Source organism: Thermoactinospora rubra, from assembly GCF_002093975.1.
Taxonomy (GTDB): domain Bacteria; phylum Actinomycetota; class Actinomycetes; order Streptosporangiales; family Streptosporangiaceae; genus Nonomuraea; species Nonomuraea rubra_A.
On record NZ_KZ084334.1, the window covers coordinates 61,718 to 85,349 of the forward strand.

A 23,632-nucleotide genomic window follows, 5' to 3' on the forward strand; every position below is an offset into this window, starting at 1 on the left:
CTGAATAGCTCGATGCAAAAAAGTGACAGAGGATGATGGGGCACTCCATGCGAAAGCCCGGTGTCCGGAAGCGGACACCGGGCTCGCCGGGATGCGTGAGGGGTTCTAGGCGGTGCGCGCCTTCAGCGGAGCGGTGGACCCGCGCACCACGAGCTCCGGCTCGAACAGCAGCTCGTCGGTCGATCCCGCCGTGCCGTCGATCTGGCTGACCAGGAGCGTGACGGCGGTGCGGCCGATGGCCTCGATCGGCTGCCTGACCGTCGTCAGGGGCGGGTTGGTGCAGTTCATGAACGCCGAGTCGTCGAAGCCCACCACCGACACGTCCTCGGGAACCGACAGGCCCAGCCGCCGCACCGCCCTGACCGCGCCCAGGGCCAGCACGTCGCTGGCGCAGATGACGCCGGTGACGCCCCTCTTGACGAGCCTGGTGGTGACCGCCTGCCCACCCTCGAGGGAGAACAGCCCGTGCTCGACCGCGCCGGGGTCGAACTCCAGCCCGGCCTTGGCCATCTCCGCGCGGAAGGCCTCCAGCTTCCGGCGCGAGGGCATGTGGTCGGCGGGCCCCAGCACCATGCCGATCCGCTCGTGGCCCAGCGAGGCCAGGTGGCCGAACGCCAGCTCCACCGCCACCTCGTCGTCGGTGGACACCCGGGGGAAGGCCAGCCCCTCGGTGGCGGCGTTGACCAGCACCACGGGGAGCTTCAGCTCCAGCAGCCGGTGGTAGTGCTCGTGCGGCGCGTCGGCCTCGGCGTAGTGCCCTCCGGCGAACACCACCCCGGACACCTGCTGCTCCAGCAGCATCTCGATGTAGTCGGCCTCCGACAGGCCGCCCGCCGTACGGGTGCACAGCACCGGGGTGAACCCGCGCTGGGCCAGCGCGCCGCCGACCACCTCGGCCAGCGCGGGGAAGATCGGGTTGCCCAGCTCGGGCAGCACCAGGCCCACCAGCCGGGCGCGCTCGCCGCGCAGCTGGGTCGGCCGCTCGTAGCCCAGCACGTCGAGGGCGGTCAGCACGGCGGCCCGGGTCGCCTCCGACACGCCCGGCTTGCCGTTGAGCACGCGGCTGACGGTGGCCTCGCTGACGCCGACCTTCTTGGCCACCTCCGCGAGGCGGCGGGTGGTGGTGCGCCCTGACGTCGGGTTTTCGGTCACATCGCAAGCATAGTGTCAATCGTGCGCAAGCGGCTTGCGAACGGGCAGCCGGATGCGGCGGCCTTGCGGAGCCCGGATGAAGCTTGCCGTAATCTAGTCGTTACATTGCATGATGCCGTCGAAACATTGCAGCAGTCTGTTCGTCAACTTAGTGTGTGGGGCCACGGTTAGAGCGTCCCTGACCGAGAGCGCCCCCACCCCCCTCTCACGGACAGAGGAAGCGATGAGAAGCAAGCGCGTGGTGTTACGGCTCTTCGCCGTCATGCTCACGACCGCCGTGGCCCTCCTCGGCTGGGCGGTCCCGCCCTCCTCCGCCGCCGGCGGCCCCAACCTCGCGGCGGGCAGGCCCGCCACGGCAGGCAGCAGCGTCAACGGCTACGTCGCCGCCAACCTGACCGACGGCAACCAGGCCACCTACTGGGAGAGCGCCAACAACGCCTTCCCGCAGTGGGCCCAGGTCGACCTCGGCGCCAGCACGAGCATCGACCAGGTGGTGCTCAAGCTCCCCGCCACCTGGGAGGCCAGGACCCAGACCCTGTCGGTGCAGGGCAGCACCGACGGCACCGGCTTCACCACGATCGTCGGCTCGGCCGTCCACACGTTCGCCCCGACGGCCACGATCACCTTCCCCGCCACGGTCACCCGCTACGTGAGGATCCACATCACCGCCAACACCGGCTGGCCGGCCGGGCAGCTGTCGGAGCTGGAGGTCTACGGCGCCACGGCCTCCTCCCCCAACCTCGCGGCGGGCAAGGCGATGTCGGCCAGCGGCACCGTCGAAGCCTACGTCGCCGCCAACGCCAACGACGGCAACCAGGCCACCTACTGGGAGAGCGCCAACAACGCCTTCCCCCAGTGGATCCAGGTGGACCTGGGGGCGGCCGTCAGCGTGAACAAACTCGTCCTCAAGCTCCCCTCCTCCTGGGGCGCCCGCACCCAGACGCTGACCGTGCGCGGCAGCGCCAACGGCTCGACGTTCACCGACCTGGTCGCCTCCGCCGGCTACTCCTTCACCCCCGCCACCGGCAACAGCGTGACGATCGCCTTCAACGCCGCCACCGTCCGCCACATCCGGCTGCACATCACCGCCAACACCGGCTGGCCGGCCGGGCAGCTGTCGGAGCTGGAGGTGTACGGCCCGGCCACGGGCGACACCCAGCCGCCCACCGCCCCCACCAACCTGGCCTACACCGAACCGGCCACCGGCCAGATCAGGCTGACCTGGACCGCCTCCACCGACAACGTCGGCGTAGCCGCCTACGACATCTACGCCAACGACGCGCTGCTNGTACGGCCCGGCCACGGGCGACACCCAGCCGCCCACCGCCCCCACCAACCTGGCCTACACCGAACCGGCCACCGGCCAGATCAGGCTGACCTGGACCGCCTCCACCGACAACGTCGGCGTAGCCGCCTACGACATCTACGCCAACGACGCGCTGCTCACCAGCGTCGCCGGGAACGTCACGACCTACACCGACGCCCGGCCCGCGAGCGAGACCGTGTCGTACCACGTCAAGGCCAGGGACGCCGCGGGCAACGTCTCGGCCCCCAGCAACACCGTGACCCGGCGGGGCCACGGCGGCGACACCCAGGCCCCGACCGCGCCCACCGGCCTGACCTACACCCAGCCGGCCACCGGCCAGATCAGGCTGACCTGGACCGCCTCCACCGACAACGTCGGCGTCACCGGCTACGACATCTACGCCAACGGCGCCGTGCGCGCCAGCGTCGGCGGCACCACCACGACCTACACCGACAACCAGCCCGACACCGCCACGGTCACCTACTACGTCAGGGCCAAGGACGCCGCGGGCAACGTCTCGGCCCCCAGCAACAGCGTGACGCGCAACGGCACGGGCACCGGCTCCAACCTCGCCCTCGGCAAGGAGGTGGTGGAGTCCGGGCACGTGCACACCTTCGTGGCCGCCAACGCGGTCGACGGCGACCTGAACACCTACTGGGAGGCCAACTCCGGCGCCTTCCCCAATACCCTGACCGTCAAGCTGGGCGCCAACGCCACCCTCACCCAGGTGGTGCTCAAGCTCAACCCCTCCAGCGCGTGGGGCACCCGTACCCAAAACATCCAGGTCCTCGGCCGCGAGCAGAGCGCCTCCGGCTACACCGGCCTCGTGGCCGCCGCCGACTACACCTTCAACCCGGCCACCGGCAACAGCGTCACCATCCCGGTCACCGCCACCGTCGCCGACGTCCAGCTCAAGATCAACAGCAACACCGGCGCGCCCGGCGGCCAGGTCGCCGAGTTCCAAGTCTTCGGCACCCCGGCGCCCAACCCCGACCTCACCGTCACCGACCTGTCCTGGACCCCCGCCTCCCCCGTCGAGACCGACGCGATCATGCTGTCGGCGACCGTGAAGAACCAGGGCACGGCCGCCTCCGCCGCCACCAGCGTGGCCTTCTACCTCGGCGACACCAAGGTCGGCACCGCCGACGTCGGCGCGCTGGCCGCGGGGGCGTCGGCCACCGTGTCGGCCGGCATCGGAGCGCGCGACGCCGCCTCCTACGAGGTGACCGCCAAGGTCGACGAGGCCGGCGCGGTGATCGAGCAGAACGAGGGCAACAACTCCCTCACCGGCTCGACCAGGCTGACGGTCCGCCCGGTCGACAGCTCCGACCTGGTGCCCGTGCTCAGCTGGACACCGGGCAACCCACCGGCGGGCGGCACCGTGACGTTCTCCGTCGCCCTGAAGAACCAGGGCACGGTGGCCTCCGCGGGCGGCACCCACGCCATCACCGTGACCGTGCTCAACGACACCGGCGGCACCGTCAAGACGCTGACCGGCAGCCACAGCGGCACGATCGCCGCGGGCGCCACCACCTCCCCGGTCAGCCTCGGCACCTGGACCGCGGCCAACGGCCGCTACACCGTCCGCGCCGTCGTCGCCGCCGACGCCAACGAGCTGCCGGTGAAGCGGGACAACAACACGGCCACCCGGTCGCTGTTCGTCGGCCGCGGCGCGAACATGCCGTATGACCACTACGAGGCCGAGGACGCCGTGACCGGCGGCGGCGCCACCGTGGTCGGGCCGAACCGCACCATCGGCGACCTGGCCGGCGAGGCGTCGGGCCGCAAGGCCGTGACGCTGAACACCACGGGCGCCTACGTCGAGTTCACCACCAAGGCCAGCACCAACACGCTGGTCACCCGCTTCTCCATCCCCGACGCGCCCGGCGGGGGCGGCATCAACGCCACGCTCAACGTCTACGTCAACGGCTCCTTCCACAAGGCGCTCAACCTGACCTCCAAGCACATGTGGCTCTACGGAGCCGAGGCCAGCCCCGGCAACTCCCCCGGCTCCGGCAGCCCGCGCCACATCTACGACGAGGCCAACCTGATGCTCGACGCCTCCTTCCCGGCGGGCACCAAGATCCGCCTGCAGAAGGACGCGGCCAACACCACGACCTACGCGATCGACTTCATCGACACCGAGCAGGTCGCCCCGGCCGCCAACCCCGACCCGGCCAGGTACGTCGTGCCCAACGGCTTCACCCACCAGGACGTCCAGGCCGCCCTGGACAAGGCCCGGATGGAGAGCGGCTGGGAGGGCGTCTACCTGCCCGCGGGGACCTACCAGACCTCGCAGAAGTTCAACGTGTACGGCAAGGCCGTCAAGGTCGTCGGCGCCGGCCCCTGGTACACCCGCTTCTACGCCCCGACCGGCCAGGAGAACACCGACATCGGGTTCTCCGTGCAGTCCTCGGCCAACGGCTCGGCCTTCGCCGGGTTCGCCGTCTTCGGCAACTACACCGCGCGCATCGACGGCCCGGGCAAGGTCTTCGACCTCAGGAGCGTCAGCGACCTCACCATCGACAACCTCTGGATCGAGCACCAGATGGTGATGGTCTGGGGCACGAACCTGAAGAACGTGACGATCACCAACAGCCGGGTGCGCGACCTGTTCGCCGACGCGATCAACTTCACCAACGACAGCGACGGCAACACCGTGCGCAACGTCGACGCCCGCAGCACGGGCGACGACTCCTTCGCCCTGTTCAACGCCGTGGACATCGTCCAGGGCGACAACACGGGCAACGTCTTCGAGAACCTGTCGGCCACCCTGCCGTGGCGCGCGGCCGGCGTCGCGGTCTACGGCGGGTACGACAACGTCTTCCGCAACATCCACATCGCCGACACGCTGACCTACTCCGGCATCACGATCAGCTCGCTGGACTTCGGCTACCCGTTCCGCGGCTTCGGGACCACCCCGACCAGGTTCGAGAACATCTCGATCATCCGCTGCGGCGGCCACTTCTGGGGCGCCCAGACCTTCCCGGGGATCTGGCTGTTCTCGGCCTCCAAGGAGTTCCGCGGCATCCGGGTGAGCGACGTGGACATCGTCGACCCGACCTACCACGGCATCATGTTCCAGACCAAGTACACGGGCGGCCAGCCGGAGAACCCGATCACCGACACGCTCTTCACGAACGTGACGGTCTCGGGGGCCCGCAAGAGCGGTGACGCCTTCGACGCCAAGTCCGGCTTCGGCATCTGGGCCAACGAGATGCCCGAGCCCGGGCAGGGACCGGCGGTCGGCTCGGCCACCTTCACCAACCTGACCCTGACCGGCAACCACACCGACATCCGCAACACCACGTCCACGTTCACGATCAACCGGAACTGACACGAGCCGGATGCCCGGCGGGAGGAGGACGCACCCCCGCCGGGCATCCCCATGCCCGCTCGCCGGACCGGCCGAATTCCCGGGCGGCCAGAAAGGGGACAGATAAGGTAAGCGCACCATATTCCCCGACTGGCCTGGAGTTCGCCGTGCCGCAGATGTCCCGCCGCCAGGTACTGTCCCTGCTCCCCGCCGCCGGCTTACTCGCCGTGGCCTCCCCCGCGCGTGCCGCGGCGGGCATCGACCACGCGCGGCTGCTGGCCAACACCGTGGCGATCTTCGCGGGCACCCCCGAGGTCAACGCCAGGCCCGAGGTGGCCGGCAAGCTGGCGGCGATCCTGAGCACGGCCAGGCGGCGGCTGGCCGACCTCGACAGGGCGGGCGAGGGCGAGCTGTTCGCGGGGCTGAGGCTCGGCGCCGACGACGCCAACCTGCGGCTGGCCTTCCAGTACCTGTACGAGATCGCCCTCGCGACCCGGACGCCGGGCGGCGAGCTCGCCGGCGACGCCGCCGTCCAGCGGCGGGTCGCCGACGGCCTGGCGTGGCTGCACGAGCACCACTACGGCGACCAGTCGAAGGGCTACTACGGCAACTGGCACACCTGGGAGATCGGCATCTCCACCCACGTGAGCAGGACGCTGGTCCTGCTGGCCGAGCGGCTGCGGGAGGAACGGCCCGATCTGACGGCCGCCTACATCGCCTCGATGGACGCCTACCTGCGCAACGGCAAGAACGGCGACGTCGACCTCGACTCGCGCTTCCACACCGGGGCCAACCTGGCCGACATCACCGCCAACCGGATCCTGCAGGGCGCGCTCACCGGCGACGACGCCCGCGTCACCAAGGCCATCGCCGACCAGGCCACCGTCTTCGCCACCATCGACCCCTACGACCTCAGGCACGGCGTCACCGACGGCTACTACCGCGACGGCTCCTTCATCCAGCACCACTCGGTCGCCTACACCGGCTCCTACGGGCGCATCCTGCTCACCCGCGTCGTGCAGACCATCAAGATGCTGGAGGGCGCGACGAGCGGCGGCTCGGACGGCCTCGCCGGCGTGGTGTACCGCTGGATCGCCGACGGCTTCGCCCCGCTGATCTTCGAGGGGTGGATGATGGAGATCGTCAAGGGTCGGGCGGTCTCGCGCACCACCACCGGCTACGCCGACGTCGGCGTGATCGTGGAGGCCATCGCCGACCTGGCCGACCACGCCGGGCCCGCCGAAGCCCTCGCCCTGAAGAAGTACGTCAAGTTCCTGCCCGCCGCCGACCCGGCCGCCTTCGTCTCCCCCGTCAGCATCGCCCGCTACGCGGCCATCCGCGCCGACGCCGCCGTCCCGGCCGCCGACCTGAACCCGCCCAGCCGGTGCGTGGCGTTCAACGCCATGGACCGGACCGTCCACCGCCGCCCCGGCTACGCCTTCGCCCTGGCGCGCAGCTCCGACCGGATCAGCAAGTACGAGTACATGAACGGCGAGAACCTCATGCCGTGGTTCCAGGGCGAGGGCGCGTACTACCTCTACCTGGCGGGCGAGGACCAGCGCGAGGTCTTCGGCGTCGACTACTACACGGCCGTCTCGCCGTACCGGCTGGCCGGGGTCACCGCGCCGGTGGAGGAGCGGCGGACCGTGCCCGAGCTGTACGGCCGCTTCTGGTACGAGAACCCCGGGCACCCGCTGAACTTCACCTCCTCCTCCGAGTCCCAGAACACCTACGTGTACTTCCCGCGCGGCGGGAACGTCCTGTCCGGCGGCGCGACGCTCGGCGCGTACGGCGCGGCCGGCATGGTCTGCTCCGACGACGCCGCCTACACCGCCAAGCGGGCCGGGATCCTGCCCGGCGACTTCGTCGCCTACCAGAACGCCCGGGCGACCAAGTCGTGGTTCATGCTGGATGAGGAGATCGTGGTGCTGGCCGCCGACGTCTCCGGCCAGAGCGGGCGGGACGCGGTGACCACCGTGGACAGCCGCATCGCCGCGCCCGCCGACGAGGTCGCCGTGTCCGGCGAGCTGTGGGACGGCGGGGCCTGGCGGGCGGGCGAGACCGCGCCGCCGCGGTGGCTGCGCTACGCGAACGGCACCCGCGGCACCGCGGTCGGCTACGTCTTCCTCACCAGGCAGCCCGTCGCGGCCGGGCTGGAGACGGTGACCCGCAGCCGCAGGATCGTCCGCGCCGCCAACCCCGACACCGCCGTGACCAAGAACGTCTTCACCGCCTCGGTCGCCCACCCCGCCGCCGGCGACGTCCCCGCCCTCGCCTACGCCCTGGTCCCGAACGCCACCGAGGCCCGCCTGCGCGGCTACGCGCACGGGCCGCTGACCGTCCTGGCCAACAACCGGCACGTGCAGGCGATCAAGCACCGCGGGCTCGGCATCGTGGCCGCCAACGTGTTCGCCGACGGTCCTCGCCACGCCGAGCGCCTGCTCATCGACGGCCCCGCCTCGGTCATCGTCCAGTCCTCCCGCGAGCGGACGGCCGTCGCCCTGTCCGACCCCACGATGAGGCGCGACCGCGTCACCGTCGTCGTGCGCGGCGCGCAGCTGAGGCTGGAGTCGGCCGACGAGGGGGTGACGGTACGGCGCGTGCCGGGCGGCACCCTGATCCGGGCCGAGACCCGGCAGGCCTACGGCCGCACCTTCACCGCCACCCTGCACTGAGCCGGGGTCTCCGGCGTTCCGGAGCGTTGAGCGGCTAGAGCACCGCCATCGCCGAGCGCACGACCATCCCGGCGCCCAGCAGCACGACCACGGCCGCCGTGCCCGCGGGCGCCAGCCGGGACAGGCGCGCGGCCACGCGGTGGCCGAACCGGGCGCGACGCTCCAGCCGGTCGGCCAGCCTGACCAGAAGCAGGCCGACGACGGTGAGGGTGGCCGCCATGCCGACGCCGTAGGCGGCGACCAGGGCGACGCCGAACCATGCCCGGCCCGCGGCGATGGCGCCCAGCAGCACGATGAGCGCCGACGGGCTCGGCACCAGGCCCCCGGCGACGCCGAGCCCCACGAGCCCGCCGCGGAGACGACCGCCATGCCCGTGCCCATGGCCCTGGCTGTGCTCATGCGCATGCCCATGGCCGTGGCTGTGTCCATGTCCGTGACCGTGACCGTGACCATGGCCGTGACCGTGGCCGTGCCCGTGGAGCCGCTTGGCGCCACGCAGCGCCGAGAGCAGCAGCCCCGCGCCGATCACCGCGATCAGCAGCCCGCTCGCGACCCCCAGCCACGCCAGCACCGACTCCCCGGCCAGCGCGGAGAACGCGCTGATCGACACCCCCACCACCAGCACGCCGGCCGTGTGGGTGACCGTCACCGTCGCCCCCGCCACCAGGGCGTCCCTCGGACGGCCCCGCCGGCCCGCCAGGCAGGCCGCCATGACGGTCTTGCCGTGCCCCGGGATCAGGGCGTGCCCCGCGCCGAGGACGGCCGCCAGCGCGATGGCCAGCAGGCCGAGCGGCCCCGCCTGCGACGAGGACCCCACCAGCCCCGTGAAGGTCCGGTCGACGAAGTCCAGCGCCGCCGCGATCGGACCGACGCCGGACGACAGGGCCACCCCCGGCGCTCCCGGCGCGGCCGGGCCGCCCAGCACGGCCGTCGCGGTCCGCTGGTCGAGCGGGTCGGCGAGCAGGTCCGGCGGATAGGCGCGCAGCTGTGAGCTGACGCTCGTCGCGGGCACGTCGGCCCTGCGCACCGACGAGCCGGTCACCGTGATCTCCCGCCAGCCGATGCGGTCCTGCTGGAAGGCGTCGGTGAACTCCACCGAGCGCGTCGCCCGCACGCGCGCCTCCAGCGAGCACGTCAGGCGGCTGGTCGCCAGGCCGCCCTGCCCGGGCTCGTAGCCGAAGGAGGAGCCGGTCACCCGCCACGGCACGGCGGCGCCGTCCACCACGAGCCGCTGCCCCGCGGCCAGCTCAGCGCACTGCTCGGCCGCCGGCCGTACCCGGCCCTTGGCCTGGAGGGTGGGCAGCTCGGCCGCGTCCACCACGGCGGTGCTCTCCACCCGGTCCTGCAGGATCCGCAGCCCGTTGTAGTGGTTGACGGTGAAGTTGCCCAGCGGGTGCGCGAGCGCGGCCCGGGCCGGCACCGTGAGCGCCAAGCCGGCGACGAGGGACAGCAGGGCCAGACGAACCAGTCTCATGAGAACCTCGCGAGCGCGGGCAGGGCGGGATCGAAGCGCGGGTTGAACTCCAGAGCCTTCGAAGCGGGCCGCAGGCCCAGCGCGCGTTCGATCTCGGCGCGGTGGTGGTGGACCAGGGCGTTGCGCCAGCCGGTCGCGGTGGCCTTGCGCGCGTACGGCAGCGCCTCGCGCGACCGCCCGGCCCTGTGCAGCGCCCAGGCCAGGGCGTCGGCGGCGACGAGGTTGGGATGGCGGGCGTACTCGGCCTCGGCGTGCCGTACGGCTCGCGCCGGATCGCCGTGGTCGGCCTCGAACTCGGCCAGGGTGAGGTCGTCGAGCACGCCGGCCTCGCGCGCCAGCCGGGTCTGGGCCTCCAGCAGGCTCCAGTCGGGCGGCAACCCGGCCTTCAGGCGAACCTCGCCGTGCTCGACCAGGTACTGGGGCAGCGGCAGCCGGGCGGTCACGGCCTCATACCGCCGCAGCGCCGCGCCCAGGTCTCCGGACAGGGCGAGCACCCTGGCCTGTCCGGCCATCGCGGGCGTGAAGGAGGGGAGTGCTTCCAGGGCCTTGCCGTACCACTGGCGCGCCTGGGCCAGGTCGCCGGAGCGCAGGGCCAGCTCGCCGAGGTAGTGGCGGCAGTAGGCCACGTCGGCGGGGGCGAAGGCGTCGGCCAGCGCCTCGTGCAGGTGGCGGCGGGCCGCGGCGAGGTCGCCGCGCAGTTCGGCCGCGTAGGAGGCGCGGGTGTAGGCGGGCACGCCGGGCCGCAGCGCCAGCATCCGGTCGACGGCCGCCTCCGCGCCGCGCAGGTCGCCGAGCTGGGTCTTGGCGTCGGCCATGACGCCGTGCGCGGTCACGCCGGAGGGGTTGGCCGCGACGGCGCGGCCGGCCAGCCGTACCGCCTCGGCGAAGTCGTGCCTGGCGGCGGCCAGCGCCGCCAGGCCGGTGAGCACCGCGTCGTCGCGCGGCGCCAGCCGCCGGGCGGTGTCCAGGGCCTGTTCGGCCCGGGGGTAGAAGGACGGGTCGCCGGTGATCCTGGCCTGCTCGATGTGCTGCAGGCCGAGGCGCGCCCAGGCCCGGTGGTCCCGGGGCAGGCGGCGCACCCTGTCCTGGAGGGTTTCCCGGAAGACCGGCCCGTCGGACCCGGCGGCGGGCACGGGCGGCCGGTGCGGCGGCGCCAGGACGGCCGCCGCGGTGAACGCCAGTGTCCCGGCCAGGACGATGCCGCCTGCCGCGAGCGCGATGCGCATGCTTGCTTCTCCGTTCCGTCGTGTTCTCTGTCGGGGGGGTGCGGTGGGTGCGCGCTTGCGGGGCGGGAGGGGCCGGCGGTCGGGTCGTCAGCGGGCGCCGACGGCGTTCACCGACACGTTGCCGGGCAGCGGGATGTAGGGGAACGTCGCGCCGATGGGCTTGTCGTTCCGGTCGACCTTGTCGGTCAGCGCGGGGATCGGCTTGCCGCCGGCAGCCGCGCCCGCGACCGCCTGCAGCGCGATGTCGACGACGTCGTCGCCCAGGCGGCGCCCGTTGGGGAAGCCCTGCAGGTCACCCGCGAGCACGCCCAGCCGGTTGGGGTTCGCGGCGGGCGGGACGGCCATGTTGAGCCGCAGCATCTCGGCCGGGCGCAGCCTGCCCGCGTCCTTGTTGAGCGTCTGGGAGTTCAGGTCGGCCTTGATCGGGCCGTTGCCCTTGGCGATGCCGGTCAGGAAGATCTCGACCAGGTCGCGGCGCGGGGTCCGGGGCGCCTTGATCCCGTAGATCTTCTCCAGCAGCCGGGCGACCTCCGGGTCGGTGACCCGCTTGACGACCGCCGGGACGCCGGCGTCCTGGTGCGGCGGCAGCGCGTTGAAGGCGTCCTTGAGCCCGGCGGGCACCACGACCTCGTTGACCAGCGGGTTGCCCAGGCGGGAGACCTGGACGTAGCCGCGCGGGCCCCACTTGTCGGTCGTGGACCAGACGCCGATGACCGGGTTGCGCCCGACGTCGCCCTTGAGCGCGAGGTCCTTGGCCGGGACCTGCAGGGCCAGGGTGTGGACGTTGTAGCCGCGCATGGTGTCCTGGCCGACCTCGGACAGGTTGCCGCCGTACAGCAGGTCGAAGACGCGCAGGTCCAGGAAGAACGCCTCGTCGGACTGGCCGGCGAAGGCCTTGCCGCCGCCGCGCAGGGCGGTGATGGACTGGCTGCGCAGCGCGCCGTAGTCCGGCATCGAGGCCGGGCCGACGTTGCTCGGGGCGACGACGCCGTTGGAGACCAGCGTCCGGGATCCGTGCGGGGTGACCCGCTTGAGCGTGTAGCGCTGACGGAACAGCAGGTCGGGATCGCCCAGCGAGGTCACGGGCCCCTTGGCGTACAGGAAGGTGGAGTTTCCGCGCCTGTCCTCGTCGCGGAAGGTCCACTCGTAGGTGATGTCCGGCCTGGCGTCGCCGTCGTTGTCGATCTTGATGTTGTAGCGCGACCTGGTGTCGAAGGTGTAGAAGTTCGGGCCTCCGTTGGGCTCCTGGAAGGGGATCCAGTTGGCGATCAGGGTCACCGTGTCCGGCTTGTCCGGGCTGACGAACGCATAGACGTCGGTGTTGTCGTTGCGCGGGTCGCCCGCGATCATCGGAGCCTCGCGGTGCGAGGAGGCCGTGCCGCTCTCGGCGCGGAACAGGGCCGGCGCCGAGGCGGCCACGAGCACCGCGACACCCAGCCCGATGACGGCGCGCCGGTTGATCCGGAGTTCCATGGTCGGTCCTTTCGTGATTGGTTCGCAGGTGAGGTTCCGGCCGGGAGTCCTCGGGTGCCTATTCGTCACCGCCGCCGCGGTGGATGGGCGCCGAGGCGTCCCAATCCGGAATCTCCTCGGCCGCGAATGTCTGTCAGGCGACTTCGTCGCGGGCAGGGCCGGTCATGGTCAGCCGAGCGCGGGACGGGAGAGACATGGGGCCTGAGAACGAGCCACGCGGGGAACGTGCGGAGCACGCCCCGGCGGGGCTGGAGCGATGGCTGGCGGCCGTGGCGCGCGGCGACCGGCCGGCGTTCGAGCGGTTGTACGAGGCGGTGGCCCCGAAGGTGTACGGCCTGGTGCTGCGGGTCGTGCGGGATCGGGCGCTGAGCGAGGAGGTCGCCCAGGAGGTGCTCGTGGAGGTGTGGCGCAGCGCGGCACGCTACGATCCGCGCCGGGGATCGGCGCTGGCCTGGGTGATGACGATCGCGCATCGCCGGGCCGTCGACCGGGTGCGGTCGGCACAGGCGGGCAGCGACCGGGAGGAGCGGGTGGCCCGCATGGAGGTCCACCGGCCCTACGACGAGGTGGTCGAGTCGGTGGAGGCCCGGCTGGAGCGGGAACGGCTGCGGCGCTGCCTGGAGGGCCTGACGCCCCTGCAGCGCGAGTCGGTGACCCTGGCCTACTACGGTGGGTACTCCTATCGGGAGGTCGCCGAGCTGGTGAGGTCGCCGCTGCCGACGGTCAAGACACGCATGCGCGACGGGCTGATCCGGCTGCGTGACTGCCTGGGGGTGGAGCGATGAGGCCGGACCCGCACACGCTGGCCGGCGCCTACGCGCTGGACGCCATCGACGACGATCTCGAACGGCGCCGCTTCGAGCAGCACCTGGCCGAGTGCGCGGAGTGCGCGCACGAGCTGGCGACGTTCGCCGAGACCGCGGCCCGGCTCGGCCAGGCGATGGCCGTCGAGCCCCCGCCCGGCCTGCGCGCGAACGTCATGGCCGCCATCGGCCAGGTGCGCCAGCTGCCCCCGGCCGTCGCGTCGCCCGGCGCCCGCCGCCGGCGGATCGGCTGGGCGCCGTGGCTGGCCGCGGTGGCGGCCGTCGCCGCCGTCGTGCTGGCCGTGGTGGCGGTGCGCGCCCAGGACCAGGTCGAACGGCTCGAGGCCGCCAACCGGCAGGTCGCCGCCGCGCTCGCGGCGCCCGACGCCCGCGTGGCCACCGCCGCGGCGGAGCGGGGCGGCCGCGGCACGGTGGTGATCTCCCGGGAGGAGGGCCGGCTGGTGTTCGTCGCCGAGGGCCTGCCGGCACTGCCCGAGGACCGCACCTACCAGGTGTGGCAGATCGCCCCCGGCCGCATCCGGTCCGCCGGGCTGGTCGGCGCCGAGGCGGCCACGATGGTGCTCGCCCCCGCCCCCGGGGTGTCCTCGGTCGGCGTGACGGTCGAACCCGCGGGCGGCTCGCCGCAGCCCACCGGCACGCCGTTGCTGCTGGTGGAGGTGCCCGCCACCTGATCCGGCTCAGCGCTCGCGGCGCCCGCCGGGCCGCGAGCCCATCGCCTGGGCCGCCGCGACGGCCGAGCTCCTCCGGGCCGCTCCCCCGCGAGCCGCTACTGGGTTATTGGGAAATATTGGAGTTCATGGCGTGTTGTGGCTTTCTCGCCGTGTGCGGGTAAAAATACGCTCGCGGCTCCACTGCGGACGCCGGCTCGAAAACGTGGCGGACTGGGAGCGTTGACACCCTAGGTCCAGCAGGGCTTCGCGGAAGCCCGCGGCAATCCGCCGGCGCCGATAACATGAACATCCCTCGAACTCCACGTCAAACCCCCTCCAATGTTCTGTTTATCGCAACGTATGCGGCGTTCCATGGGATAGTGTTCTATTTGTCCATATCGAGGCGAGCTCCCGCACTGGGGAGTTCGCAAGAGGGGGAAATTTATGGACCTGACCGGCTTCCCCACCCGCTGGGATGACGGGGGAGACAGCTACCGACGTCGCCGCAGGTATTGGAGGCGCCGCCGCAGGCACACCCACGGATGGTGGTGGCGGCGGCAGTGGTGGTAAACCGCCGAGATCTGACCGGCTGACCGTCGGATTCCTCCCCGCCCGGGCCTGTGCCCGGGCGGGGAGGTCGTTTCAGCCGGCGTCAGCGTGCGACTCCCTCGCGCGTAACACCTTCAGTAAAACTTTCAACATCTTTGGACATGTCTGTCATTATTGGGCAATCGCCTGCGGCCGATCGGATACCCTACCGCGCGCTCGCGCGCCGGCCCAAAGGTCGCCACCGCGTTTTCGCGGGCGAAACCTGAACCTTTTAACGGCGGTTTTCCAACCCGCGGCAAGGACGGCGGGCCAGCCCGTCCTGCGCGAAAAGAACAACGGCGAAGAAGCGCAGTGCATGGGCACGCGCCCCTCCAGTCTGACGGCCAGGCCCGGATCCGGCACGGTGATGCCGGGAAACCCGCACCGGAGGCCACGCATCGTGTAGCGCAACGACCCTGGTCCGGCCTCGAGGACGGCGCCATCGCCAGGGGCCGGAGCCGTTCACGGCTCGCCGCCGGCTCGAGGGTCACGCCAGGTGATTAGTAGGAAGCTTTACTAACTAATCTGAGGCGGGCACTATAGAGCACGGCCGTCCCCTCACCCCCGGGAGTCACCCATGACACGCCGCCTGGGCGCCTTAGCGCTGGCCGCCGCCGTCCTCGCCGTCTCCTCCCCGCCCGCCCACGCCGCGCCCACGTGGCAGCTGCGCTGGGCGCCCGACCCGGCCACCGTCGGGCTGCGCGCCTTCGAGACCGTCGAGGACGATCGCGCCGATTCCCATCCAGCCGGTCAGCCGCACATCAAGGTGTCCGGCAACGCCTACCGCTTCGACATGCACATGGTCGACCGGGACACCTCCACCGACCGCCAGCGCCAGGAGGTCACCGGCAACCGGATCTCCTCCACCGCCCACCTCCAGTGGAGGCTCGGCGAGACCTGGCGAGTCACCTACTCGATGTACATTCCCAGCTCGCTCAAGGCCACGACGACCTTCACGCACATCATGCAGACCAAGCAGCCCGGAACCGGCACCTCGCCGATCACGGTGACCTCGCTGCGCCGGGTCAACGGCGTGCAGACCATCGAGCACAAGATCTTCGCCGGGAACATCCTGGTCGGCCGGACCAACCTGGAGCCGCTGCAGAACAAATGGATCGACGTGGAGTACGAGATCAAGATCGGAGACGGCGCCGCCGGCGCGGTCCGCTGGGTACTGCGCAGCGGGGGCACCACGATCCTGGACGCCGCCAAGACCGGCGTGGATACCTTCCTGGCCGATCGCGTGCGGCCCAAGTGGGGCATCTACCGCTCCCTGGGCGACACGTCCGGCTCCCTCCAGGACACCTACCTGCTGCTGCGTGACATGCGCGCCTACCAGCTGGCCGGCGGTGGCGCCTCGCCGACACCCAGCCCGACGCCGACCGCCACCTCCGGGCCGACCCCTTCGCCCACCCCGACGCAGACCGGCGCGACCGGCTGGAAGGCGGGCACCGCCTACGCCGTTGGCGCCCTGGTCACCTACAACGGCGTCACGTACCGCTGCCTCCAGGCGCACACCGCCCAGATCGGCTGGGAACCGCCCGGCACCCCTGCCCTGTGGCAGCGCCGATGACGTCGAACCGCCGGGATCCGGCCCGGCCTACCACGACCGCACGCCGCAGCGCGTGGAGGAGCCGATCGTGCGCCGCGTTTGCCAGGTACGGCGCGCCGCCTACGATGGGTAGGGCCCAAGCCCCCTCTGCGATGTCACGGCGAGCGAGATGTTTGAGATCATCGAGGCCCTGGTGCCTCCCACGGTTGTGGCCATCGTCGTCATCCTCGGCGTGCGCGCTGTCCTGAAGAAGGAGCGCGCGGACCGGGCCCAGGAGGCGGCGGGCCGGAAGGCGGCCCAGAAGGCGGCACGCCCTCCTTCCGACCCGGGCGGCGACGGCGCGGGAGCCGGGTGACGGCGTCAGGGCGTCATGCCCGGCCGCCGGTGATCAGGCGGTGCCCGCCCGGCGTGAGGGACCTGAGGAACAGCCGGTCCGCGCCGGGGAGGGCGGCCAGGCGCAGCAGCCAGTCGCGCATGACGATGCGCAGGCCGCTGGAGGGGGCCAGCCACTCGATGAACCGGCGCCCGAACGCCTGGGTCTCGGCGATGACCGGCCGCATGCGCCGCTGGTAGCGGTCCAGGGCGGCGGCCAGATCGGCGGCGCGCCCATCGACCGGCTCGCCGGTCAACTCGTCGGCCAGGACCCAGGCGGCGGCCATCCCCAGCGAGGCGCCGTGGCCGGCGAACAGCGAGACCGCCTGGCAGGCGTCGCCGACCAGGACGACCCGGCCACGGCTCCACCGCTCGATCTCGATCTGCGTGACCTGGTCGTAGTACAGGTCCGCGGGGACCCGGTCGAGCACCTCGGGCAGGATCCACCCCAGGGGGCCGAAGTGGTCGCGCAGCGCGGCGGCCGGATCGGCCGGAAGCGCGGGATCGGGCTCGCGGCGCAGGAACAGCAGCGCGAGCCGGCCGCCGCGCAGCGCGTAGGCCCCGGCCATCGACCCCGGCACGGTGAGCATCTGGTACCGCATGCCGATCTGCTCGCTGAGCCGTTCGTCGGCGATGACGTAGGCGGCCACGTGGTGCCCGAGGTAGCGCTCGAAGCGCTCCTCGGAGCCGAAGGCGAGCCCGCGGACGACGGAATGGGCGCCGTCGGCGCCGACCAGCAGGTCCACCTCGCGATGGGTGCCGTCGGTCAGCCGCACCTCCACGCCGTCTTCGTGCCGGTCGACGGCGGCGACGCCGGTGCCGTACCAGATCTTGGCGTGCACGCCGTCGGCTATCGCCCGGGCCAGATCGACGCGGAGCAGGCTGACCAGCCGGTCGAAGCCGGAGGGCACCCGCGCGCCGCTGGTCCGGCGGCCGTGCCGGTCGACGTACCGCAGCTCGTTGATCTGGTAGCCGACCTCGCGCAGGCGGCCGTCGATGCCCATCCGCCGGGCGATCTCGTACCCGGCGCCGTAGAAGTCGATCATGTAGCCGCCCTCGCGGAACGCCGGTGCGCGCTCGACCAGCTCCACCTCCCATCCGGCGCGCTCCAGATGCCAGGCCAGCGTCAGGCCCGCGATTCCCGCCCCGCAGATGAGAACCCTCACGAGGGCACCTCCTGAACATTCGCCTTGGACGTTCGCCCAATACGGTGACGATATGCCTCCCCCGGTGCGTCGTGCAAATGGTTCGCTCGAGCCGGCGGCGGTCAGGCCTCGTCCTCCGGCTCCGCCCGCAGCATGGCGCGGAGCGGGCCGGCCAGCGCGGTGAGGTCCAGGCCGGGGTCCAGGGCCCGGTGCAGCACCAGGCCGTCGACGACGGCGGCGAGCAGCACGGCCGCCGCCTCCGCGTCTCCCGCGTGCCCGCACGATCGCAGCCACGAGACGACGGCCCGGCGGAAGTCGGCCATGATGGCGTGCAGCTCGGCACGCAGCGCGGGGACGCGGCTGGAGGCCAGGTACGTCTCCGCGACCAGGAGCGAGGCCGGATCCGTGCCGGTGTAGGCACCCAGCCGGTCCAGCAGCCAGTCGAGCCCGCCGCCGAGGTCGCGCTGCTCGGCCAGCCCGGCGGCGAGCTGGTCGACCAGGTCGCGGGCGAAGCTCACGGAGGCGGCGACCAGCAGGTCGGTCACCGAGGCGAAGTGGTAGTGGACCACTCCCGGCGCCACGCCGGCCCGCTCGGCGACCATGCGGGTGGACACGCCGCTCCAGCCCGCCTCGCCGATGAGGGCGACCGCGGCTTCGAAGAGCCGCTGCCGCGTCGCCTTGCCGCGCTCCGCAGCCGTTTGCACCATCGGACGTCTCCCGCGCAGCCGCTCTGGACATGTGATCTGGGCGTACGTCCAGATCCTAGCCGCGCGGGCGGCTTCGCCGTTCCGGTCAGGCCGCGGCGATGAGATAGCGGAAGACGTTCCGCTGGCGGCACCGCCCGTCGGGCTCCACGCCGGGAGCGAGCGCGCCGCGTATGGCCTCGGCGACGGCGTCCGGCCCGGCCTGCTCGATGGCCCGGCGCGCCGGTCCGGACGACAGGTGCGCCCTGACGGCGGTGTCCAGGTCGGGGTGGTCGAACGTCATCGGCGCCTCGCCCGCGTCCTGCGGGTTCAGGCCCGCGGCGCGGACCAGCTCCTCCAGCGCGCCCGGGGCGCTCAGGGCGAACGGGCCGGGGGCGCCGGGCGGCGGGGGCGGGAGCAGCGCGCCGATCGCGGCGAGCACGACCCTGGTCTCGCACCGCTCCGCCGGCCCCCACGTCACGACGGCGACGGGCGCGCCCGGCACGGCCACGCGGCGCAGCTCGCGCAGCGCCGCCACGGGGTCGGCGGCGTACTGCACGGCGTTGAAGGAGGTGACCGCGTCGAACGAGTGGCCGGGGTACGGCAGCCGCTCCAGATCGCCTTCCCGCAGGTCGGCGTGGGGGAGGCGGCGGCGGGCGACGGCCAGCAGGCCGGCGGCGGCGTCGAGCCCGGCGACCACGGCGCCCCGCCTGCGCGCGAGCTGAAGGGCCAGCCCGGCGCCGCAGCCCGCGTCCAGCAGGCGGGTGCCGTCCCCGACGCGGATGGCGTCGAACACGGCCTCGTACACCGGCGTCATCGCCGGCTCCGCCAGCTGCGACCAGTCCTCGGTCGCCGCGCCCCACAGCCTTCCCTGAAGTACCGCCGAGCTCATGTGTCCGCTCCTTCCATGCTCAGGCCGAGGATGCGCGCGATGTTCGCGGGATCGAAGAACTCGGCCGGGGACAGGGTTTCGGCGATGACGCCGGCGAAGGCGTCCATCGCCTCCGGATCGCCGCTCACGGCGGCCAGCAGCCGCTGCACCTCGGCCGGCGGCGGCGCCGGCGTGGCCAGCTGGGCGGTGAACTCGTAGACGGGCATGGCGCGCTCCGTCACGCTCGCGCCCCCGGCCCCATGGCCGCGGACGCCGGTCACGGCTCCGTCCTCGGCGAGCACGTCCTCGACGGTGAAGCGCTCGCGGACCTCCGCGCCGCTCGCCGCCGCGCCGTCCACCAGGATCTTGTCGAGCAGGGTCCGCCGCGGCGCGTAGGCGGTCGAGACGCCGTCGTGCGCGTGTGGCGTGCCGGCGATCGTGAAGGGGCCGAAGTCGAAGGAGTACCGCCGAAGCGGCGGGCACCCCGTCGCCGTCACCCGGTCGAGCAGGCCCCAGCGGGCCGGCGCGGCGACGCCCGGCGGATGGATCACATGGGTCGGCAGCGTGTCGTTCGGGAAGCTCGCCCGGTCGGCGAGCAGGACCCGGTATCCCCGGCGGGCCGGCAGCATCGCGGTCGGAGCGCCGGGGCATCGCGCGCCGACGACGATCGCGTCGTATGGAGTCATCGGCCCACCCCGCACCCGTTGATGTGACGTCCGTTGCGACGTCCGATGTGACCAGGCTCGCGCGGCGGCGGTGCGGCGGGATCGGGGAACTCCCCTATTGCGCGCCTGGTTCGGCGCGCGCCGCGTACGCCGCGGCCTCCGCCCGGCTGCGCAGGCCCAGCTTGGCCAAGATGTTGCCCACGTGGTGCTCGACGGTCTTGCGGCTGATGAACAGGCGCTCGGAGATCTCGGGGTTGGACAGGCCGTGCCCGAGCAGCTCCAGCACCTCGGCCTCGCGCCGGGTCAGCGCCTCGCCGCCCTTGCGCGGCGCCGCCGTACGGACGCCCAGGGACCTCAGCAGGGCGGCGGCGGCGTCGGCGTCCCGTACGGCCCGCAGCCGGTCGAAGGCGTCCAGCGCCGCCCTGCCCTCGGCCAGGGCCACCTCGGGCCGCCGGGCGGCCAGCGCGCGGGCCAGCTCCAGCCGCGACCGGGCCACCTCCACGGGCATCCGCGCCCGGGCGAACGCGGCCAGCGCTTCGCGCAGGCAGGTCTGCGGGTCCCCGGCGCCCGTCGCCAGGCACACCCGGCCGCGGGCCAGGGCGGCCACCGCGGTCAGGTAGTGGCTGGGATGGCGTCTCGCGCACGCCGCCAGCTCCTCGGCGGCCGACTCGGCCTGCTCGACCTCCCCTGCCGTCAGGTGGGCCTCGACGAGCAGGGCCAGCAGCGGCGCCGCCTCCGTGCCGTGCCGGTCGACCTGGTGCAGGGCGCGTTCGGCGAGGTCGACGGCGAGCACGGGCCTGCCCTGCGCCAGGCGCACCGCCGCCAGCGACCGCGCGACCTCGATGTCGGCCTCGGGGTCGGCGTCCTGGAGGAGCTGCTCGGCCTCCTCGAAGCGGCCCTGCCGTACCCTAAGATCGGCCAGCCGGGCCAGCGCCCCTGCCCGCAGCATGGAGCGCCGGCCCAGGCCCCACAGGCGGACGGCCTCGGTCAGCGCCACGTCGGCCTCGCTCCAGCGGCCGGCCTCGATGAGCACGCCGCCGTAGTGAGTACGGCAGTAGGCGGTGACGGAGGGCAGGTTGCGGCGCCGGGCGATCTCCTCGCCGATGCGGCTCCACTGCTCGGCGCGCGTGACGTCGCGCGCCCTCTCGCAGGCGGAGAAGAGCTGGCAGAAGATCTCCTCCAGGAAGAAGAAGTCGTCGACCTCGTCCCCCGCGACCGCCGCGAGCGCCTCGTCCAGCAGCGCCATGCCCTCCTCGACCCGATCGCCGTGCACGAGGCTGGCGCCCAGGTAGCCCAGCGTCACGATCTCCAGGTCGGTGTCGCCGCACCGGCGCGCCACGGCGAGCGCCTCGCGGAAGCGGTCGTCCTTGCGTGCCCTGTCGCTTTCGACCATCCCGGCGTTGAGCGCGACCCATCCCCTCTCCGAGGACGCCTCCCCCTGGCCGAGAAGCGTCCGGGCGCGCGCCAGCCAGCCGTTGCAGACCGCCCGATCGCCCATGACCGACAGGTACACGCACGACAGCATCCGGGCGACCCGGATCGCGCCGGCGTCGTCGCCGGTGGCCCGGTACAGGGCGTACGCCCGCTCCCAGCCCTCGATCGCCCCGGGGAAGTCCAGCTCCAGATAGCAGGCGCGGGCCAGCCCCTCGGCCACCTCCGCGCACGGCGCATCGGCGGCGGCGCGCTCCAGTGCCCGCCGCGCGCGGGCGGCGTCTCCGCTGCGCAGCGCGGCCCGGCCTTCGGCGATCAGCTCGCCCACCGAGACGGTCACCCTTCCGTTATACGTGGTCACGCAGGTGAGGCAATGTCGAAGTGATGACGTCGTTCCCGCTGATCGCCTCGAGAAATGTCCCAATCGCGCCCCGCGCGCCCGATCGACCGGGCATGATCAAGATCGGCCGGTGTCGCACACGGCACCCGGCCGGCTGACCGACGATTGGAGCACCGTGCGAAGAAGATCTTCTCTGCTCGCCGTCGCCTTCGCGATGCTGGCGGCACTGTTACCCGCCTCGGCGGCCGGCGCGGCCACCGCGGGCGCGACCCCGGCGCCCGCCGGGACGGGCGGCATCGCCTGGGCGCCCTGCGCGGAGGAGCCCGCCGCCGAGTGCGGCACGCTGGCCGTTCCGATCGACTGGTCCGATCCGGACGGGCCCACCGTCGACCTGGCCGTCGCCCGCCGCAAGGCCACCGACCCGGCGGCCCGCGTCGGATCCCTGGTGATCAACCCGGGCGGCCCGGGCGGGTCGGGCGTGGAGGCCGTCTACGGCGCCCCCGGCTTCTTCACCGAGGAGATCCAGCGGCACTTCGACATCGTGGGCTTCGACCCCAGGGGCGTGGGCCGCAGCCACCCGGTGATCTGCTCGGCGTCGGTGTTCAACCAGATGCCCTACGCCGTCATGTCGAGCCGGGCCGACTTCGCCAGGTGGACCGCCTACGTCAAGCGGCTGCACGCCGACTGCCGGGCCCGCACCGGGCCCCTGTACGACCACGTCGACTCGCGCAACGTCGCGCGTGACGTGGACGCCCTCCGCGCCGCCCTCGGCGAGGAGAAGCTCACCTACTACGGGATCTCGTACGGCACGCTGATCGGCCAGATGTACGCCGAGCTGTTCCCGCACCGGATCCGGGCCATGGCCCTGGACAGCAACATGGACCACAGCCTCGGCGTCAAGCGGTTCCTCGACACCGAGGCCGCCGCCGTCGAGGACGCCTTCGACCAGTTCGTCGGCTGGTGCGATCAAGAACCCGATTGTGCCCTGCACGGGCAGGACGTGCGGGCGGTGTGGAAGCGGGTGCTGGCCAAGGCGCGCGACGGCAAGCTGTACTGGCCGGGCGTCACCGACCGCCCGATGACCGAACTGCAGGTGCTGTGGAACGGCGTGCTGGGCACCGAAGGGCCCGCCTGGCAGCTGCTGAGCGAGATAATCCGTGCCCTGGACGGCGGGCCGCCGCCGTCGTGGGTGCCCCCGCTGCCCGGCCGCCAGCCCGTGACGGGGGATGTCGCGCACCTGCCGACCGTGATCCTCTGCCAGGACTACAACCTGCGGGTGCACAGTTATGGGCACTACGCCGCGCTGCTGCGCAGCTCCGCCCGCCTGGCCCCGGACATGCGGTTCAACCCGATGCCGATCGAGGACCTGCCCATCTGCCTCAACCACCCCACCGCCAACCCCCAGCACCGGCTGCGCTACACGGGCAGCGCCCCGATCCTGCTGGGCAGCTCGCTGCACGACCCCTCCACCCCGTACGGCTGGTCCGTCAACGTGGCCCGCCAGCTCGGCCCCAAGGCGGTGCTGCTCACCTACGAGGGCTGGGGGCACCGCATCTACGGCAAGGACAGGTGCAGCACCGAGCCCATCGACAAGTACCTGATCTCGCTGGTCGTGCCCCCGCACGGCTTCCGCTGTCCCGTGGGCGGGCTCCAGGCCACGGCCAAGCGGCAGCGTGAGACGTGGCCGTCGGACGGCCTGCCCTGGGCCGGTCCGGCCGGGACGCCGTTCCGGCTTCCGCCGGGACCGGCTCCCGCCGGAACGTCAGGCTGAGCTTCGACCGGGTTTGCTCGCGCCCGCGGCGCCGCCCTGGCCGGGCACGAGGCCGGGGCGGCGCCGCGTGGGAGGGGTCGTGCTCATCCCCGGGCCGCAGACGCCGGTGACCTCGCCC

At 72.7% G+C, this 23,632-nt stretch carries 17 protein-coding genes; 8 read left to right on the forward strand and 9 right to left on the reverse strand.

The features are described 5' to 3' along the window. Positions 1-105: 105 nt before the first annotated feature. Positions 106-1,152, reverse strand: a complete 1,047-nt coding sequence (locus BSB02_RS13955; protein WP_084959211.1) for a LacI family DNA-binding transcriptional regulator — start codon at positions 1,150-1,152, stop codon at positions 106-108. 262 nt (positions 1,153-1,414) lie between these two features. Between BSB02_RS13955 and BSB02_RS43500 the strand changes: the two genes are divergently transcribed. From BSB02_RS43500 to BSB02_RS13975, 3 genes are all read left to right on the forward strand, one after another. Next, the coding region (locus BSB02_RS43500) for a discoidin domain-containing protein (RefSeq protein WP_420855853.1) at positions 1,415-2,439 on the forward strand (1,025 nt) is incomplete at its 3' end. 635 nt (positions 2,440-3,074) lie between these two features. Next, positions 3,075-5,795 (forward strand): CARDB domain-containing protein, encoded by a 2,721-nt coding sequence (locus tag BSB02_RS42980; protein ID WP_276206330.1) that lies wholly within the window; start codon positions 3,075-3,077, stop codon positions 5,793-5,795. Positions 5,796-5,950: 155 nt separating this feature from the next. Then, positions 5,951-8,449: a polysaccharide lyase family 8 super-sandwich domain-containing protein gene (locus BSB02_RS13975; protein WP_084959280.1), complete on the forward strand. Its 2,499-nt coding sequence runs from the start codon at positions 5,951-5,953 to the stop codon at positions 8,447-8,449. Positions 8,450-8,483: 34 nt separating this feature from the next. Here BSB02_RS13975 and BSB02_RS13980 read toward each other — a convergent pair whose 3' ends face one another. From BSB02_RS13980 to BSB02_RS13990, 3 genes are all read right to left on the reverse strand, one after another. Continuing rightward, positions 8,484-9,923 (reverse strand): hypothetical protein, encoded by a 1,440-nt coding sequence (locus tag BSB02_RS13980; protein WP_084959213.1) that lies wholly within the window; start codon positions 9,921-9,923, stop codon positions 8,484-8,486. After that, the gene (locus tag BSB02_RS13985) at positions 9,920-11,149 is read right to left on the reverse strand and encodes a tetratricopeptide repeat protein (RefSeq protein ID WP_084959214.1); all 1,230 of its coding nucleotides are present in this window, start codon (positions 11,147-11,149) and stop codon (positions 9,920-9,922) included. The genes BSB02_RS13980 and BSB02_RS13985 overlap by 4 nt, the downstream gene beginning before the upstream one ends. A gap of 87 nt (positions 11,150-11,236) precedes the next feature. After that, on the reverse strand, positions 11,237-12,622 hold the full coding sequence (locus tag BSB02_RS13990; RefSeq protein WP_084959215.1) for a DUF4331 domain-containing protein: 1,386 nt from the start codon (positions 12,620-12,622) through the stop codon (positions 11,237-11,239). 194 nt (positions 12,623-12,816) lie between these two features. On the opposite strand from BSB02_RS13990, the gene sigK reads away from it, so the two are divergent. The 4 genes from sigK to BSB02_RS14010 all read left to right on the forward strand — a co-directional run bounded on the left by sigK (position 12,817) and on the right by BSB02_RS14010 (position 16,591). Further along, positions 12,817-13,407 carry an ECF RNA polymerase sigma factor SigK gene (sigK, locus tag BSB02_RS13995; RefSeq protein WP_084959216.1) on the forward strand — a complete coding sequence of 197 codons (591 nt, stop codon included), beginning with the start codon at positions 12,817-12,819 and terminating at the stop codon, positions 13,405-13,407. Beyond that, on the forward strand, positions 13,404-14,117 hold the full coding sequence (locus BSB02_RS14000; RefSeq protein WP_084959217.1) for an anti-sigma factor: 714 nt from the start codon (positions 13,404-13,406) through the stop codon (positions 14,115-14,117). Before sigK ends, BSB02_RS14000 begins: the two co-directional genes overlap by 4 nt. Positions 14,118-15,261: 1,144 nt before the next feature. Continuing rightward, on the forward strand, positions 15,262-16,257 hold the full coding sequence (locus BSB02_RS40560) for a carbohydrate-binding protein (protein WP_084959218.1): 996 nt from the start codon (positions 15,262-15,264) through the stop codon (positions 16,255-16,257). Positions 16,258-16,405: 148 nt separating this feature from the next. Next, complete coding sequence (locus BSB02_RS14010; protein WP_084959219.1) at positions 16,406-16,591, forward strand: hypothetical protein; 186 nt, start codon at positions 16,406-16,408, stop codon at positions 16,589-16,591. Positions 16,592-16,604: 13 nt separating this feature from the next. Here the strand turns inward: BSB02_RS14010 and BSB02_RS14015 are convergent, their stop codons facing one another. From BSB02_RS14015 to BSB02_RS14035, 5 genes are all read right to left on the reverse strand, one after another. Beyond that, the gene (locus BSB02_RS14015) at positions 16,605-17,774 is read right to left on the reverse strand and encodes an FAD-dependent oxidoreductase (protein WP_158088626.1); all 1,170 of its coding nucleotides are present in this window, start codon (positions 17,772-17,774) and stop codon (positions 16,605-16,607) included. Between the two features lie 101 nt (positions 17,775-17,875). Beyond that, the gene (locus BSB02_RS14020) at positions 17,876-18,460 is read right to left on the reverse strand and encodes a TetR/AcrR family transcriptional regulator (protein WP_084959221.1); all 585 of its coding nucleotides are present in this window, start codon (positions 18,458-18,460) and stop codon (positions 17,876-17,878) included. 85 nt (positions 18,461-18,545) lie between these two features. After that, on the reverse strand, positions 18,546-19,328 hold the full coding sequence (locus BSB02_RS14025; RefSeq protein ID WP_084959222.1) for a class I SAM-dependent methyltransferase: 783 nt from the start codon (positions 19,326-19,328) through the stop codon (positions 18,546-18,548). Beyond that, on the reverse strand, positions 19,325-19,993 hold the full coding sequence (locus BSB02_RS14030) for an NAD(P)/FAD-dependent oxidoreductase (RefSeq protein ID WP_084959223.1): 669 nt from the start codon (positions 19,991-19,993) through the stop codon (positions 19,325-19,327). Before BSB02_RS14030 ends, BSB02_RS14025 begins: the two co-directional genes overlap by 4 nt. Before the next feature lie 94 nt (positions 19,994-20,087). Beyond that, positions 20,088-21,743 (reverse strand): LuxR family transcriptional regulator, encoded by a 1,656-nt coding sequence (locus tag BSB02_RS14035; RefSeq protein ID WP_084959224.1) that lies wholly within the window; start codon positions 21,741-21,743, stop codon positions 20,088-20,090. 130 nt (positions 21,744-21,873) lie between these two features. Between BSB02_RS14035 and BSB02_RS14040 the strand changes: the two genes are divergently transcribed. Next, entirely contained in the window at positions 21,874-23,514 is a 1,641-nt protein-coding gene (locus tag BSB02_RS14040; RefSeq protein WP_206184680.1) for an alpha/beta fold hydrolase, read from the forward strand. Positions 23,515-23,632 lie beyond the last annotated feature (118 nt).